The organism is Lactonifactor longoviformis DSM 17459 (genome assembly GCF_900129135.1).
In the GTDB taxonomy this organism is placed as follows: domain Bacteria; phylum Bacillota; class Clostridia; order Lachnospirales; family Lachnospiraceae; genus Lactonifactor; species Lactonifactor longoviformis.
Genome location: NZ_FQVI01000020.1, coordinates 1 through 15,822 on the forward strand (window position 1 = coordinate 1; position 15,822 = coordinate 15,822).

A 15,822-nucleotide genomic window follows, 5' to 3' on the forward strand; every position below is an offset into this window, starting at 1 on the left:
CGGAAGTATGGGCAAAGGGCGGCGAAGGCGGAATGGCCCTGGCAGAAGAGGTAGTGAAGCTGGTGGAAGAGCCCAACGACTTTACCTTCTCCTACACGGACGACATGACCATCGAAGAGAAATTAAATGCCATCGTAACCAAGATATATCACGGAGACGGTGTAGTGCTTACCCCGAATGCCAAGAAACAGGCAAAACAGCTGACGGAGCTTGGATTCGGCAAATGCCCGATCTGTGTGGCAAAGACCCAGTACAGCTTTTCAGACAATGAGAAATTGCTGGGAGCCCCCAAGGGATTTGAGGTAACCATCCGTAACCTGAAGATTTCTGCAGGCGCAGGATTCATCGTAGCATTATCCGGAGACATCATGACTATGCCGGGACTTCCGAAAGTACCGGCTGCTGAGAAGATTGATGTGGATGAGACAGGCAAGATTTCCGGATTATTCTAACTGTAGTAATAACACGGAAACTGTGAACTCTACACATAGTTGCGTGTTTCAGTGGGACGGAGGAAGTATTTCTCCGTCCCAAAAAAATATTACATACCATTAAGGAGGACAACATGGGATTTTCAACAGTACCTTGTAATGAATTTGTAGAAGTATTAGCATCAAAGGCCCCTGTGCCGGGCGGCGGCGGCGCATCTGCTCTGGTGGGCGCCGTCGGAACTGCCCTTGGCAATATGGTGGGAAGTCTGACCGTAGGCAAAAAGAAATATGCAGATGTGGAAGAAGAGATGTATGAGCTGAAAGCAAAATGCGACAAGCTGCAGGCAGACTTGCTTACACTGGTAGAAAAGGATGCGGAGGTTTTCGAGCCCCTGTCAAAGGCCTATGGTATGCCGAGAGAGACAGAAGAAGAAAAGGCTGAGAAGGCCAGAGTGATGGAGATTGTCTTAAAAGATGCGTGCTCTGTACCTATGGAAATTATGGAAAAGTGCTGTGAAGCAATTGATATTATTGCAGAGTTTGCAGCAAAGGGTTCTGCCCTGGCAATCAGTGATGCCGGCGTGGGCGCAGCCTTCTGCAAAGCTGCTCTGGAGGGCGCCAGCTTAAATGTGTACATCAACACAAAATCTATGAAAAATAGAGAGTATGCAGAAGAGTTAAATAAAAAAGCTGATCATATGCTGGATGTATATCCGAAAAAAGCAGATGAAATTTTTGCGAGCGTACTTGGCAGACTGAAATAGGAAAGGGGAAGAGACATGGCAAAGCAATTACTGGGAAAAGAAGTAACCGCAGCATTAAATGAGAGAATCAAGGCTGATGTGGCCGGATTAGCAGAAAAAGGAATTCAGCCTAGACTGGGGATCATCCGTGTAGGGGAAAGACCTGATGACGTATCCTATGAGAGAGGAGCTACGAAGCGCTGCGAGACACTCGGTGTTGAGTATGAAAAATTTCTGCTTCCCGCTGATGTAACTCAGGAAGAGTTAATGGCAACACTTGAGAAAGTAAATAATGATGATAAGATTCACGGTATTCTTATCTTCCGTCCTCTGCCCAAGCATCTGGATGAAGCGGCAGTAATTAAAGCCCTGAAGCCGGAAAAGGATGTGGATGGTATTACCGATGGCTCTATGGTCGGGGTATTTGCGGGAACAAAGCAGGGCTTCCCTCCCTGTACCCCTCAGGCGTGTATGGAGATCTTAGACCATTATGGAATCGACTGTAAAGGTAAAAAGGCAGTGGTTGTGGGCAGAAGCCTTGTTGTGGGAAAACCTGCTGCTATGATGCTTCTTCAGAGACACGCCACAGTAACGATCTGCCATACCAGAACGGTAGATATGCCGTCCGTAGTAAAGGAAGCAGAACTGGTAATCGTAGCCGCCGGACGGGCCGGGGTTGTGGACGACAGATATCTGTCTCCTGGACAGATTGTAGTAGATGTGGGAATCAATGTAAATGAAGAAGGGAAGCTTTGCGGAGATGTTGACTACGCAAAGGCAGAACCTGTTGTTGAGGCTATCACTCCGGTTCCGGGAGGCGTGGGAAGTGTTACCACTTCTGTTTTAGTGGGCCATGTGGTAGAAGCTGCTAAGAGGACTTTGGAATAAGCAGAATAGAGAAGCAAAAAAGAATCTGGATGGCCAGGTTCTTTTTTGCTTTATAGAATTCCCTAGGGCAGAAACTCTGTCATGTGTTTGCGGTACCACAGGGGCATCATGGTTCTCTGGCACTGATAATTTTTTCGTTCCTGTATCCCAATAGTACGGAAAAAAGATTTCCACAGGGCAACATAAGGGTCTGTAGTCTCCCTGTGGGCATTCAATTGTTCCAGATCTGCCTGGCCAAGCGGAGTGAGGTAGTATTCCTCGTCTGCCGGGTGTACGGCAGCCAGATTCCTGGTATCATCGATAATCATCCAGTTTTCCGAGGGCATGCGATCGGAAAACTGGGGACCCAGGATTGTGAGAATATTGCATTTGGGTGAGATGCGGGCCATCAAAACGTTCTGATCCATGCGCTCGAAGCGGAGAAATTCACGAAATAAGTGGGCCTCATTCGTGACTTTTCTGCTCAGCTCAAAAACAGTTATCACCTGAGGAGCCTGGAGCATTTGGAGAACCCGGGGACCGGCGGCAAAACCGAGAATCAGAAATCGGTAGATAGCGTCCAGCTTATTGGAGGCAAAAGACATGGCTGATTTGTAGACCAGCTGATAGGCCTCCCAGTTTAGTTTTTTATGGATTGTGCGTATGACCTTCTGTACCTTTTGGGGATCCGGGTCTACGTGTCTGTATTCACAGAATAGTTCCATATCACCGGCCGGCTCTGTCATAAGACGTACACTGCTGTGTCCGATGGCATTGGCCTCTGCCCATGCATCATAGATGCAGGTCATCATATCTTCGAATATATCCTTGCAGGTAAATATAATCATAGGGCAGCTCCTTACATTAAATACTAGAATTGACCGCTGATACTTTTCGCCGCATCCTCAACAGTCGGGGAAGCTGTAAGATTCATATCGTCAAAAAGTGACAGCTGGCGGTAGGTCTGAGGGTGCTCGATTTCCCAGTTAGCCCGGGCGTCCTCTCCGGTCAGCTGCCTGGTAAGGAAATCCTCCTGTATGGGAATGCGGTACATCATCCGTCCTTTGCAGGTGATAAAATATTTCGCCCGCTTTAACACAATTCCCATTCGCTTCAAATGCTCAAAGTCCAGCATCCCCTGGCGTCTGGACTGGACAATCCGGGAAGCTGATTTCATCCCTATCCCTGGTATCTTCAGCAGATCTTCGTAGGAGGCACGGTTGATCTCCATAGGGAAGAACTCAAGATGGCGAAGGGCCCAGTCGCACTTGGGGTCCAGAAGAATATTAAAGTTTGGCTTTTCGATGCTCAGCAGATCTTCGGCGTGGAAACCATAGTAACGAAGAAGCCAGTCTGCCTGATAAAGCCTGTGTTCCCTGAGAAGCGGAGGCGCAGTATCCAGTGATGGGAGACAGGAGTCTTCGTTGAGCGGCACATAGGCGGAAAAGAAGACTCTTTTCAGGTCATACTGCTGATACAGATGCTGGGTAGCAGTAAGAAGCTGGAAGTCATTCTCCGGGGTTGCGCCGATGATCATCTGTGTACTCTGTCCCGCAGGCACAAAGGGAGCAGGCTTGTTGCCGGTATGGTGAACCGGCTGTACGCCCGCGGGCAGGGATACAGATGGCGGGGCAGCTGTCTCAAGCCTTGGAGCAGGACCGGACTGAAAGATCGTATTGCTCAGATAGCGGTTGGAGAAGCTGCGTTCCATGCGGGGATCCTTTCCTATCTGCAGACGGTAGCCGGTGATGCCGGATTGTATCTGCTCCATTGGTTTCAGAATACCGGAAAAGGACTTGTTGGGAGCCAGTGCCTTCAGGCTTTCCCGGGTAGGAAGCTCCATGTTGACACTCATGCGGTCCGCCAGGTATCCGGTTTGGAGAAGCAGTTCCCGGGAGGCACCGGGAATGGCTTTTACATGCACATAGCCGTTAAAGTGATAGCTGGTGCGGAGAAGAAGGAGAGTGCGGTACATCAGCTCCATGGTATAGGTTGGGTTCTTGCATACACCGGAACTCAGAAATAAGCCCTCGATATAGTTCCTTTTATAAAATTCTATGGTTAAGGTACAGAGCTCTTCCGGAGTAAAGGTCGCACGTACCTTGTCATTGGACGCGCGGTTGGGACAGTACTTGCAGTCATAAATGCACTCATTGCTTTGAAGAACCTTGAGAAGGGAAATACACCTTCCGTCGGATGCAAAGCTATGGCAGATTCCTGCTGCACAGGAGTTCCCAAGACTTCCCTTCTGTCCCCGGCGGTCAACCCCGCTGGAAGTGCAGGCCACATCATACTTGGCGGCATCTGCCAAAACGGTCAATTTATCCTGAAGTGTAAGTTGATTTGCAGTATTCATATTGGCTCTCCTGTCAGATAATTAATGCAAACATATGTTCTTTTACAATTATACCATAGTTTGCGGCCAGAAGCAAGATTAAATCGAACAAACGTTTGCAAAAGCCGGATTGCATGTAATAAAGAACAAGCAGAGAGGTTGATTTTGCATACTTCCTATACTATAGTATAAGCGAATGATCGTATACCCGGGGGCCTTACGGCATTGTCCCCTGGCGAAAACAGCTGCATCAGAGGAGGACTATTATGAGAGGACTGGAAACACCTGTAACAAAGCTGAGAAGAAAAGTATTTACGGAGATTGCCAGGCTGGGATTTGAATCCAGCGCGGAGTCATTGAATGACGACATTGAGGCTATTCCCTATAAAATTGTGACGGAGAAACCCCAGTACCGGGAAAGCATTTACCGGGAGAGGGCGGTTGTCAGTGAGAGAATCCGGCTGGCTATGGGGATGGCACTGCGTCCGGAGAACCGATGGGTACATCTGACGCAGGGGATTGAAGAGAGCAATATAGATGAGAAATATTATGAGCCGCCGCTGATGCAGGTGATACCATCTGCCTGTGATGCCTGCGAGCCGAAAAAATATGAGGCCAGCAATATGTGCAGAGGCTGCATTGCTCACCCCTGTATGGAAGTGTGTCCCAAAGACGCCATAAGCAGAGTAAATCAGAAAGCGTTTATTGATCAGGAAAAGTGCATCAAATGCGGGAAATGCAAGGCAAAATGCCCCTATGATGCCATATCCAGAAAGGAACGCCCCTGTGCGCGTGCCTGTGGAGTGAATGCCATTGGCAGCGACGAGCAGGGGAGAGCCAGCATCCAGACAGACAAATGTGTCTCCTGCGGCATGTGCATGGTCAGCTGCCCCTTCGGGGCTATCTCAGACAAATCTCAGATTTACCAGCTGGCCAAAGCGTTAAGAGAGAATGAGGAGATCATTGCGGAGCTTGCGCCTGCGTTTATCGGACAGTTCGGTCCGGAGGTTACCCCGGGGATGCTGAAGCAGGCCTTAAAGGACCTGGGCTTCCGGGGCGTATACGAGGTGGCTGTGGGGGCTGATATAGGGGCTGCCAGCGAAGCCCACCACTATGCGGAAAAGGTATCGACAGGAGAACTCCCCTTCCTGCTGACATCCTGCTGTCCGTCCTGGTCTGTTCTGGCAAAGAAATATTTTCCTGATATGATAGATAAAATTTCTCAGGAACTGACTCCAATGGTGGCTACTGCAAGAAGCATAAAGAAGGAACACCCCAATGCCAGAGTGGTATTTATAGGACCCTGCGCATCCAAAAAGCTGGAAGCCTCCAGAAAAGCGGTGAGAAGTGATGTAGATTTTGTGATCACCTTTGAGGAGCTGGCAGGTATGTTTCTGGCCAGGGATATTCAGGTGGAAGACTACCCGCGGGACATCTCCTCTTTGGAAGAGGGGGATGCAACGGGCGCCGGACGGGGATATGCAGTGGCCGGAGGTGTGGCACAGGCGATTGAAAAATGTCTGGAAGCTTATTATCCGGATATTCAGGTGAATATTAAGCACGCGGAGGGACTGGCAGAGTGCAGAAAGATTCTGAACCTGGCCAAAGCGGGAAAACTTGACGGATGTCTGATTGAGGGCATGGGATGCCCCGGCGGCTGTGTGGCAGGTGCGGGCACCAATATCCAGGTTGAAAAAGCGGCCAGGGAGGTAGAAGAATTTGTGAAAACTTCCTCCAGAGAGATACCGGCTAAAGATCTGTTTGAACTTGAGCTGAAATAGCATGAAAAAGAAAAGAGGACTGTACTGTCTCCATGGAGGCGGTGCAGTTTTTTTGGATAATCAGACAGGATAAATTGTTAATAAAAATTATCAAAATTCATTGTGAAAAAGACGGCAATAAGGTATAATACTTTTTAGGGCATGTGCAATTTATACATATTTTTCAGGGGTGCAGCAGCACATAGCTCTTTTATTATTGGGCAGAACACCAAATTTAAGGAGGAAAACAAATGCTAGATCAGTCTTATTACACCAAGACAGATGAGTTCATCGAACATTATGGACGAAAAGCCAGTTCGCTCATTCCCATTATGCAGGACATCCAGGGGGAATACCGGTACCTGCCAGGGGAATTACTTACTTACGTGGCAAAAGAGATTGGAGTGAAGGAAGCAAAGGCATACAGTGTAGCGACCTTCTATGAGAATTTTTCCTTTGAGCCGAAAGGCAAGTACATAATCAAAGTATGTGACGGAACTGCATGCCATGTCCGCAAATCCACACCTATTTTGGAAGCTTTGTTTAAAGAATTAGGATTAAGCCAGAAAAAGCACACCACAGATGATATGCTTTTTACTGTTGAAACAGTATCCTGTCTGGGTGCCTGCGGACTGGCTCCTACCTTGACCGTGAATGATGAAGTGCATCCTAATATGACTCCTGAAAAAGCGTTGGCTTTAGTGGAAGAACTGAGAGGTGAAGGCTTATGATTATCAATAGCAGAAAAGAATTGGAAAAGCAGAGAAAAGCTGCTTCTGAAGAGATCAAATCCTACAACTGCAGAATTTTAGTATGTGCCGGAACCGGATGTATTGCCACTGGTTCTCAGAAGATTTACGATGAGATGAAAAAGCTCTGCGCAGATCTGGAGGGTGTAACTGTTGAGATGGAAAAGGATGTTCCTCACATTGGCGTTGTAAAGACAGGATGTCAGGGCATTTGTGAGTTAGGTCCCCTGATCCGGATAGAACCCTATCACTACCAGTATGTGAAGGTACAGCTTGAGGACTGCCGGGAGATCTTTGAACGCACCGTGCTGAAGGGAGAACCGGTTGAGCGTTTGTTCTATCACAAGGGAGAAAAGGCTTTTGCGAAACCTAAGGATATCCCCTTTATCGCAAAACAGACAAGAGTTGTATTGGAGAACTGCGGAAATATAGACGCAGAATCTATAGATGAATATATTGCCTCCGGCGGTTTCAAAGCGCTGGCGAAGGCTATTTTTGATATGAAACCGGATGAGGTGGTGGAGGTTGTCGACCAGTCCGGTCTCCGCGGACGGGGCGGCGGCGGATTCCCTGCGGGCAGAAAGTGGAAACAGGTGGCCAGGCAGCCGGAAAAGGTACGCTACGTAGTCTGCAACGGCGATGAGGGAGACCCCGGAGCATTTATGGACGGAAGTGTAATGGAGGGCGATCCCTTCAAGATGATTGAGGGTATGATCATTGCGGCGTACGCGGTAAGCGCCCAGGAAGGCTACATATATGTTCGTGCGGAGTATCCTCTTTCTGTAGCCCGTCTGAAAATGGCGATCGCTCAGGCGGAGGAGTATCATCTGCTTGGAGATAAAATTATGGGAAGTGATTTCTCCTTCCATCTTCATATTAACCGGGGCGCCGGCGCCTTTGTATGCGGCGAGGGAAGTGCGCTGACGGCATCGATTGAAGGCAACAGGGGAATGCCCCGTGTGAAGCCTCCGAGAACTGTGGAGAAGGGACTGTGGGAAAAGCCTACCGTACTGAATAATGTGGAGACATTTGCCAATGTTCCGAACATTATCCTCAAAGGCGTTGAGTGGTTCCGCAGCATTGGTTCCGAGGGCAGCCCGGGAACCAAGACATTCTCTATTACAGGAGCCATTGAGAATACCGGATTGCTGGAAGTGCCCATGGGAACTACTCTTCGGGAGATTATCTACGATATCGGCGGCGGAATCAAAGGCGGCGGAGAATTCAAGGCGGTACAGATCGGCGGACCCTCCGGCGGATGTCTGATTACTCCTCACCTGGATGTGGGCCTGGACTTTGACTCTGTAAAGAAATACGATGCAATTGTAGGATCCGGCGGTCTTGTTGTTATGGATGAGCACACCTGTATGGTAGAGGTTGCCAGGTTCTTTATGAGCTTTACCCAGAGAGAATCCTGCGGCAAGTGTGTCCCCTGCCGTGAGGGAACTAAGCGAATGCTGGAGATTCTGGAACGGATTGTAAAGGGAGAAGGAAAACTGGAAGACCTGGATCAGCTGGAGGAACTGGCTGAGATGGTGCGGAGCATGGCTCTCTGCGGACTGGGCAAGAGTGCGCCTCTGCCGGTATTAAGTACTCTGCGTACCTTCCGTGACGAATACGTGGAACATATTGTGGAGAAGAAATGTGTATCCAAAACCTGTGAGGCTCTTCGCTCCTTTAAAATCAATCCTGAATTCTGCAAGGGATGCAGCAAGTGTGCGAAGAACTGTCCGGTTGGGGCAATTACAGGTAAGTTAAAGGAAGCGTATACCATCAACAACGATCTCTGTATTAAGTGTGGTGCCTGCAAGGATAACTGTGCATTTGATGCAGTATATATTGAAGCATAGGAGGATTTGACATGGGATATATGATGATTGACGGTAGAAAAGTGGAATTTACCGATGAAAGGAATGTTCTTTCTGTAATCAGGAAAGCGGGTATCTCCCTGCCAACCCTGTGCTACCATTCAGAAGTATCTACTTTTGGTGCCTGTCGCTTATGCACAGTAGAGGATGACCGGGGCAGAACCTTTGCCTCCTGTTCCGAAGAGCCAAGGGACGGAATGGTAATCTATACGAATACAGGAAAAATCAAGAAATATAGAAAGTTAATTGTAGAACTCCTGCTGGCAGCACACTGCAGAGACTGTACGACCTGTGTGAAGAGCGGGGAGTGTGTACTCCAGGAGCTGGCCCACAGAATGGGTGTTACCAACGTTCGGTTCGAGAATACCAGGGAGATTCGTCCTCTGGATACCAGTTCTCCATCCATCGTAAGAGATCCGAACAAATGTATTCTCTGCGGTGACTGTGTGAGAGCCTGTGAGGAGATTCAGGGAATCGGCGCTCTCGGATTTGCCTTCCGGGGCACAGAAGCTATGGTTATGCCGGCTTTTGACAAACCATTGGCCGAAACGGACTGTGTAAACTGCGGACAGTGCCGGGTATATTGTCCTACCGGTGCCATTTCCATTAAAACTCATATGGATGAGGTGTGGGATGCCCTGGCGGATAAGGATACAAGGGTAGTGGCCCAGATTGCTCCTGCGGTCAGAGTAGCAGTGGGGGATTCTTTCGGTCTTACAAAAGGCAGAAGCGTGATGGGCAAGATTGTCAATGTTCTCCACAGAATGGGATTTGATGAGGTATATGACACTGCCTTCAGTGCCGACCTTACCGTAATGGAGGAGTCAGAAGAATTTCTGGAGAGACTGGAGCAGAATGAGAATCTGCCGCTTCTTACCTCCTGCTGCCCGGCGTGGGTTAAGTTTGTACATGACCAGTATCCGGAATTTGTTGAAAATATATCAAGCTGCCGTTCCCCTCAGGGAATGTTCTCAGCTGTGATCAAAGAATATTACCGGAGTCCTAAAAATTCCGGCGGAAAGAAAACAATTGTAGTCTCTGTTATGCCATGTACAGCGAAGAAGATGGAGGCAATCCGTCCCAACAGCTTTACAAGAGGCAAACAGGATACAGATATCGTAATCACTACCACGGAATTAATCCGCATGATCCGCAATTCCGGCATTGAATTTGAGACGCTGGATCCAGAAGCCTGTGATATGCCGTTTGGCTTCAGCTCAGGCGGAGGTATGATTTTCGGCGTGACCGGAGGTGTGACAGAGGCGGTTCTGCGCCGTATGACAGAGGGACACAGCAAAGTAGAACTGGATGCCATCTCTGAATGCGGGGTAAGAGGCAGTGAGGGAATCAAAGAGGTTACATTGCCATACAATGATACTCAGCTTAATATCTGTATCGTTAGCGGGCTGGCCAATGCCAGAACGGTGATGGAACGGGTTAGGAATGGAGAGGCCAGCTATCATTTAATAGAAGTAATGGCCTGCCGCAGAGGCTGTATCATGGGAGGCGGACAGCCGCCAAGAGCCGGCGACCGCACAAAGGCTGCCAGAGAAAAAGGTCTGTATAATGCGGACAATGTAACAATTATAAAGAAATCAGACGAGAATCCTTTGATTGCTCCTCTGTATGATGGATTATTAAAAGGCAAAGTACATCAGTTATTACATAACCAAGAATCATAGACACCAGTGTAGACGAATAAAGATGGGGCTCGCCTGCTTCGGCTGGCCCTATCTTTACAGTCTATATGTCAAAAATTTAACATTCCGGAAACAGCAGGCTGGTGATATGGGAAGTCACTGAGCAACTGTTTTAATAAAGGGAACTAGATTCCCAAAGCGTTAAAAAAAGCAGAAAGAGATTGGAAAGGAGGTACTCATGAGTAGACTGAGTATAATTACACAAAACAAAGCACAGACAACAGTAGAAGAACTCTACAAAGATCTGGAGCGAAGAATTGTAGCCAGTCCTCCGGGACTTTGTCCTGTCGATTTAGCGGTATCTTTTCTAAAGGTCTGTCACGCGCAAACCTGTGGAAAATGTGTTCCCTGCCGTGTAGGATTAGGACAGTTGCAATGTTTAATGGAGGATGTATTGGAGGGAAATGCCACCCTGGAAACCATCGATTTAATCGAAAAAACGGCCAGAGGCATTTATTACTCCGCTGACTGTGCCATCGGATACGAGGCAGCCAATATGGTGCTGAAAAGTATCAATGGTTTCAGAGAAGATTTTGAAGAGCACGTATTAAGGGGCAGGTGTACCTGCGAGCTGAATCAGCCGGTACCCTGTGTCGCACTGTGTCCCGCAGGCGTTGATATTCCCGGTTATGTTGCTCTGGTTGCAGAGGGAAGGTATGCAGATGCAGTTTCCCTGATCCGCAAAGACAATCCTATGCCCTCTGTATGTGCTCTGATCTGTGAACACCCCTGTGAGGCTAGATGCCGGCGCAATATGATTGACGACGCCATCAATATCCGGGGGCTCAAGAGATATGCGGTAGATCATGCAGGAGATGTTCCCCTTCCCGCACCTGCGCCTAAAACGGGCAAAAGAGTTGCCGTGATCGGCGGCGGACCCGGAGGCATCAGCGCTGCCTATTACCTGGCGCTGATGGGACATGAGGTTACAATCTTTGAACAGAGAAAGCAGCTGGGAGGCATGCTCCGGTATGGAATCCCCAATTACCGGCTGCCCAGAACTGTGCTGGACAAGGAGATCGAAACCCTGCTGTCCATCGGGGTAAAGGTCGAGACAGAGGTAACCATTGGTGAAAACCCCAATATTGTTGATATCCGCAACCAGTTCCATGCCGTTTACATAGCGATCGGTGCCCATATCGATAAAAAGATAGGGATTGAAGGAGAAGATGCGGACGGAGTAATCTCCGCGGTAGAGCTTCTGAGAAGCATTGGAGATAATGAGGTTCCAGACTTTACAGGAAAAGATATTGTAGTAATCGGCGGCGGCAATGTGGCAATGGACGTAGCCCGCTCGGCGGTGCGTCTGGGGGCTGACAGGGTTCGTATTGTATACAGGAGAAGGATTCCTGATATGACAGCTATGCCTGAGGAAGTACAGGGCGCCATTGCGGAGGGCTGTGAAGTGATGGAACTTATGGCCCCAACCCATATCGAGAAGGATGAGGACGGAAAGGTGGCTGCACTCTGGGCACAGCCTCAGATTATCGGTGAGGTAAGAGGCGGACGCCCCACGCCAAAAGCCGCAGATGCCCCGAAAGTGCGTCTGGAATGTGATACCGTTATGGTGGCTATAGGCCAGGGCATTGAATCTAAATCCTTTGAGGCTTACGGAATACCTGTGAAGCGGGGTGTAATTGAGGCCCTCAGCTGGAGCGGAATCAAGGATATCCCCGGTGTCTTTGCCGGCGGAGACTGTGTCACCGGACCGGCAACCGTGATCCGGGCAATCGCAGCGGGCAAGGTAGCTGCCGCTAATATTGACGAGTATCTGGGCTACAACCACAAGATTACCACTGATGTGGAGATTCCGAAGATCCGTCTGGATGACAGACCCGCCTGCGGCCGGGTAAATATGAAGGAAAGGGATGCCGCGGAACGGAAGGATGATTTTGAACTTATCGAGTGCGGTATGACCCATGAGGAGGCCTGCCAGGAATCAAAGAGATGTCTTCGCTGCGATCACTTTGGATTCGGCGTGTTTAAAGGAGGGAGGATTGACAAATGGTAAAACTGACGATAGACCATCAGGTAGTAGAAGTGCCGGAAGGCACTACCATTCTTGACGCAGCAGCGTCTGCCGGCATTCCTGTCCCTACCCTTTGTTATCTGAAGGAAATTAATGAAATTGGTGCCTGCCGTGTCTGCGTGGTAGAAATAGAAGGAAAAGAAAAGCTGGTTACCTCCTGCAACAATGTTGTGGAAGAGGGGATGACCGTATATACAAACAGCCCCAAGGTAAGGGAGACAAGAAAGACAAATGTAAAATTGATTCTGTCCCAGCACGAAGGGAACTGCCCCACCTGTGTGAGAAGCGGAAACTGCAATCTTCAGAAAATATCCAATGACCTGGGAATTCTGGAAGTCCCCTATGAAACACAGCTTCCCCACAGCAAATCTACAAAAGATTTTCCGCTGTACCGCAATTATAAGAAATGTATTAAATGTATGCGCTGCATTCAGATCTGCGATAAGGTACAGGGGCTTGGCATCTGGGATCTGGCTAATACAGGCTCACGCACCACGGTAGATGTGTCGGGAAACCGAAAGCTGGAAGCTTCTGACTGTGCACTCTGCGGACAGTGTATCACCCACTGCCCGGTAGGGGCTTTGAGAGAACGGGATGACACAGATATCGTATTCGATGCGCTGGCTGACCCGGATAAGATAACGGTAGTACAGATTGCACCTGCTGTCCGTGCCGCCTGGGGTGAAAGTCTGGGGCTAAAACGGGAGTTTGCCACTGTGAAACGCCTGGTATCCGCTCTGAGAAGGATGGGATTTGACTATATATTTGACACGAATTTTTCGGCTGACCTTACGATTATGGAGGAGGGCAGTGAATTTTTGAAACGTCTGGGAAATAAAGAGAAAGAAACATTCCCGATGTTTACTTCCTGCTGTCCCGGATGGGTGCGCTTTGCCAAATCCCAGTTCCCGGATATGGTAGATCAGCTGTCTTCTGCAAAGTCACCCCAGCAGATGTTCGGCGCAATGGCCAAGAGTTATTATGCAGATCTTTTAGGCGTAGATCCGGAAAAGATTTTTTCCGTATCCATTATGCCCTGCCTGGCCAAGAAGCATGAGTGTGCCCTGCCCAACATGAATGATGCGGGAGCCGGCCAGGACGTTGACGTTGTATTAACCACCAGAGAGGTAGACCGCCTTATCCGTGCGGAACATATCGTTGCGGCAAATCTGGAGGAGGAAGAGTTTGACATGCCTCTGGGCGTGGGATCCGGTGCGGGCGTAATCTTTGGAGCTACCGGAGGGGTTATGGAGGCTGCTCTTAGGAGCGCTTACTATCTTGTGACAAAGACGAATCCCGATCCGGATGCCTTTAAAGAAGTGAGAGGAATGGACGGCTGGAAGGAAGCCACCTTTGACTTGGCCGGAACCCCCCTTAAGGTTGCCGTGGCCAGCGGTCTGGGCAATACCAGAAAGCTGCTCCGCGCCCTGCAGAAAGGCAAAGTACAGTATGATTTTGTGGAAATCATGGCGTGTCCCGGCGGCTGCTCAGGCGGAGGCGGACAGCCGATTAAAGACGGAGAAGAACTGGCAGGCGTCCGTGCCGATAATCTCTACGGCCTGGATAAGGTCAGTGATCTGAGATTTTCCCACGAGAATCCATCGGTTCAGAAGTGCTATGAGTGCTATCTGCAGAGACCTTTGTCACACCGCTCCCATGAGCTGCTGCACACGGATCACCATGCCTGGAAGATGCCCGGAGAGCAGTAAGATTACACGGCGTGCGATTTGCTTTAAAATAGTGTCATAGAAAGGATACCCCCCTGCATATACTGTATCAGTATAACAAGGGGGTATTTTGAATGGATACATATAATGTGTATAAAGATATACAAGCCCGCACAAAAGGGGAAATCTACATCGGCGTAGTAGGCCCGGTACGCACCGGGAAATCTACCTTCATCCGCCGCTTCATGGAGCTGGTTGCCCTGCCGAATATGCCGGAGGACCAGCAGGCAGAAGTTAGAGATCAGCTGCCTTTGAGCGGTTCCGGAAAGCTGATTACCACTGTAGAGCCGAAATTTATTCCCAAGGAGGCAACAGAGGTTACACTGAGTGATGATGTGAAAGCAAAGATACGGCTGATAGACTGTGTGGGCTATATGGTGCCGGAAGCCACCGGGAATATGGAAGAGGAAAAGGAACGCATGGTCAAAACACCCTGGTTCAGTTATGAGATCCCCTTTCACCAGGCGGCAGAAGTAGGGACACAAAAGGTAATTCAGGAACACTCCAGCATAGGTCTTGTGGTTACCTGCGACGGCTCCTTCGGTGAAATCCCCAGAAATAATTACATAGACAGTGAAGAGAAGACAATCCAGGAGTTAAAAAAGCAGGGGAAGCCGTTTTTGGTGCTTGTAAACTCGCAAAAACCATATAAAGAAGAAACCGTACAGCTGGTACAGTCTCTGCAGAAGAAATACAACGCATCGGTGATTAGTGTCAACTGCGAACAATTAAGAAAAGATGATATCGTGCGGATTCTGGAAAAGGTTCTCTATGAATTTCCGGTAGTTCAGCTGGAATTCTACATACCTAAATGGGTGGAGATGCTGCCTCCCAGCCACTATCTGAAGTCTGACCTGATTGCTAATATTAAAGAGCTGCTGGGGAAGGTGAAGTATGTCAGAGATATCTCAAAGGATAATCTCCAGATGTCTTCTTCCTACATTAATAAAGCTGTTATTGATCAGGTAGATCTTGCCACAGGCAAGGTAAAGGTACATCTGGAAATGGATGAAAAATACTATTACGAGATATTGAGTGAAATGACAGGGGTAGATATCTCTGACGAATACCAGCTGATACACACCATGAAAGAGCTTTCCAGAATGCATGAAGAGTACATTAAGGTCCAGGATGCCCTTTCCTCTGTTAGGGGTAAAGGATACGGGGTGGTAACTCCGGATCGCAGTGAAATTGTTCTGGAAGAACCGGTTGTCATTAAGCAGGGCAATAAATACGGAGTCAAAATAAAGTCCTCTAGTCCGTCCATTCATATGATAAAAGCAAACATCGAGACGGAGATTGCCCCTATTGTGGGAAGCGAGGAGCAGGCAAAAGATCTGATTGCGTATATCAAAGCCGGGGAACAGCGCCAGGAAAGCATCTGGCAGACAAATATCTTTGGTAAATCCATTGAGCAGCTGGTAGAAGACGGAATCCATACAAAGCTCGTACAGATCAGCGACGAAAGTCAGGTGAAGCTCCAGGATACCATGCAGAAAATTGTAAATGACAGCAAAGGCGGCATGGTTTGTATTATAATCTGACCAGATACTGGCAAGTCCTGTCTGCCGGCGCTGAATTGTAATTTCAGAAACGTGGATGGCTGTATGCAA

At 48.8% G+C, this 15,822-nt stretch carries 12 protein-coding genes; 10 read left to right on the forward strand and 2 right to left on the reverse strand.

Features of this window, described 5'->3' with window-relative positions:
- The 3 genes from BUA56_RS15840 to BUA56_RS15850 all read left to right on the forward strand — a co-directional run.
- A partial coding sequence (locus tag BUA56_RS15840) for a formate--tetrahydrofolate ligase (RefSeq protein WP_139249492.1) occupies positions 1–452 on the forward strand: 452 nt, incomplete at its 5' end.
- Between the two features lie 113 nt (positions 453–565).
- The gene (locus tag BUA56_RS15845) at positions 566–1,195 is read left to right on the forward strand and encodes a cyclodeaminase/cyclohydrolase family protein (protein ID WP_072853469.1); all 630 of its coding nucleotides are present in this window, start codon (positions 566–568) and stop codon (positions 1,193–1,195) included.
- 15 nt (positions 1,196–1,210) lie between these two features.
- Positions 1,211–2,062 carry a bifunctional 5,10-methylenetetrahydrofolate dehydrogenase/5,10-methenyltetrahydrofolate cyclohydrolase gene (locus BUA56_RS15850; protein ID WP_072853470.1) on the forward strand — a complete coding sequence of 284 codons (852 nt, stop codon included), beginning with the start codon at positions 1,211–1,213 and terminating at the stop codon, positions 2,060–2,062.
- Positions 2,063–2,124: 62 nt separating this feature from the next.
- On the opposite strand, the gene BUA56_RS15855 is transcribed toward BUA56_RS15850, so the two are convergent.
- On the reverse strand, positions 2,125–2,889 hold the full coding sequence (locus tag BUA56_RS15855; RefSeq protein WP_072853471.1) for a TIGR03915 family putative DNA repair protein: 765 nt from the start codon (positions 2,887–2,889) through the stop codon (positions 2,125–2,127).
- A 23-nt stretch (positions 2,890–2,912) separates the two neighbouring features.
- Positions 2,913–4,397, reverse strand: a complete 1,485-nt coding sequence (locus tag BUA56_RS15860) for a putative DNA modification/repair radical SAM protein (RefSeq protein ID WP_072853472.1) — start codon at positions 4,395–4,397, stop codon at positions 2,913–2,915.
- A 245-nt stretch (positions 4,398–4,642) separates the two neighbouring features.
- Between BUA56_RS15860 and BUA56_RS15865 the strand changes: the two genes are divergently transcribed.
- The 7 genes from BUA56_RS15865 (at position 4,643) to spoIVA (ending at position 15,753) form a co-directional block, all read left to right on the forward strand.
- Complete coding sequence (locus BUA56_RS15865) at positions 4,643–6,157, forward strand: 4Fe-4S dicluster domain-containing protein (protein WP_072853473.1); 1,515 nt, start codon at positions 4,643–4,645, stop codon at positions 6,155–6,157.
- A gap of 230 nt (positions 6,158–6,387) precedes the next feature.
- Positions 6,388–6,867, forward strand: coding sequence for a complex I 24 kDa subunit family protein (locus BUA56_RS15870; RefSeq protein WP_072853474.1), 480 nt, complete (start codon positions 6,388–6,390; stop codon positions 6,865–6,867).
- Positions 6,864–8,735: an NADH-ubiquinone oxidoreductase-F iron-sulfur binding region domain-containing protein gene (locus BUA56_RS15875; RefSeq protein WP_072853476.1), complete on the forward strand. Its 1,872-nt coding sequence runs from the start codon at positions 6,864–6,866 to the stop codon at positions 8,733–8,735. The genes BUA56_RS15870 and BUA56_RS15875 overlap by 4 nt, the downstream gene beginning before the upstream one ends.
- 11 nt (positions 8,736–8,746) lie before the next feature.
- On the forward strand, positions 8,747–10,435 hold the full coding sequence (locus BUA56_RS15880) for a [FeFe] hydrogenase, group A (RefSeq protein WP_072853478.1): 1,689 nt from the start codon (positions 8,747–8,749) through the stop codon (positions 10,433–10,435).
- A gap of 196 nt (positions 10,436–10,631) precedes the next feature.
- Positions 10,632–12,464 (forward strand): NAD(P)-binding protein, encoded by a 1,833-nt coding sequence (locus BUA56_RS15885; protein ID WP_072853480.1) that lies wholly within the window; start codon positions 10,632–10,634, stop codon positions 12,462–12,464.
- Positions 12,458–14,191 carry an NADH-dependent [FeFe] hydrogenase, group A6 gene (locus tag BUA56_RS15890; protein WP_072853482.1) on the forward strand — a complete coding sequence of 578 codons (1,734 nt, stop codon included), beginning with the start codon at positions 12,458–12,460 and terminating at the stop codon, positions 14,189–14,191. The genes BUA56_RS15885 and BUA56_RS15890 overlap by 7 nt, the downstream gene beginning before the upstream one ends.
- 92 nt (positions 14,192–14,283) lie before the next feature.
- A complete protein-coding gene (gene spoIVA, locus BUA56_RS15895) occupies positions 14,284–15,753 on the forward strand; it encodes a stage IV sporulation protein A (RefSeq protein WP_072853484.1) in 1,470 nt (489 codons plus the stop codon).
- Positions 15,754–15,822 lie beyond the last annotated feature (69 nt).

What these genes read in the sequence shown, in the direction of transcription:
- BUA56_RS15845 (WP_072853469.1), top strand. Translation starts at nt 566, where the DNA reads ATGGGATTTTCAACAGTACCTTGTAATGAATTTGTAGAAGTATTAGCA.
- BUA56_RS15875 (WP_072853476.1), top strand. Translation starts at nt 6,864, where the DNA reads ATGATTATCAATAGCAGAAAAGAATTGGAAAAGCAGAGAAAAGCTGCT.
- BUA56_RS15890 (WP_072853482.1), top strand. Translation starts at nt 12,458, where the DNA reads ATGGTAAAACTGACGATAGACCATCAGGTAGTAGAAGTGCCGGAAGGC.
- BUA56_RS15885 (WP_072853480.1), top strand. Translation starts at nt 10,632, where the DNA reads ATGAGTAGACTGAGTATAATTACACAAAACAAAGCACAGACAACAGTA.
- BUA56_RS15865 (WP_072853473.1), top strand. Translation starts at nt 4,643, where the DNA reads ATGAGAGGACTGGAAACACCTGTAACAAAGCTGAGAAGAAAAGTATTT.
- BUA56_RS15870 (WP_072853474.1), top strand. Translation starts at nt 6,388, where the DNA reads ATGCTAGATCAGTCTTATTACACCAAGACAGATGAGTTCATCGAACAT.
- spoIVA (WP_072853484.1), top strand. Translation starts at nt 14,284, where the DNA reads ATGGATACATATAATGTGTATAAAGATATACAAGCCCGCACAAAAGGG.
- BUA56_RS15855 (WP_072853471.1), bottom strand. Translation starts at nt 2,889, where the DNA reads ATGATTATATTTACCTGCAAGGATATATTCGAAGATATGATGACCTGC.
- BUA56_RS15860 (WP_072853472.1), bottom strand. Translation starts at nt 4,397, where the DNA reads ATGAATACTGCAAATCAACTTACACTTCAGGATAAATTGACCGTTTTG.
- BUA56_RS15850 (WP_072853470.1), top strand. Translation starts at nt 1,211, where the DNA reads ATGGCAAAGCAATTACTGGGAAAAGAAGTAACCGCAGCATTAAATGAG.
- BUA56_RS15880 (WP_072853478.1), top strand. Translation starts at nt 8,747, where the DNA reads ATGGGATATATGATGATTGACGGTAGAAAAGTGGAATTTACCGATGAA.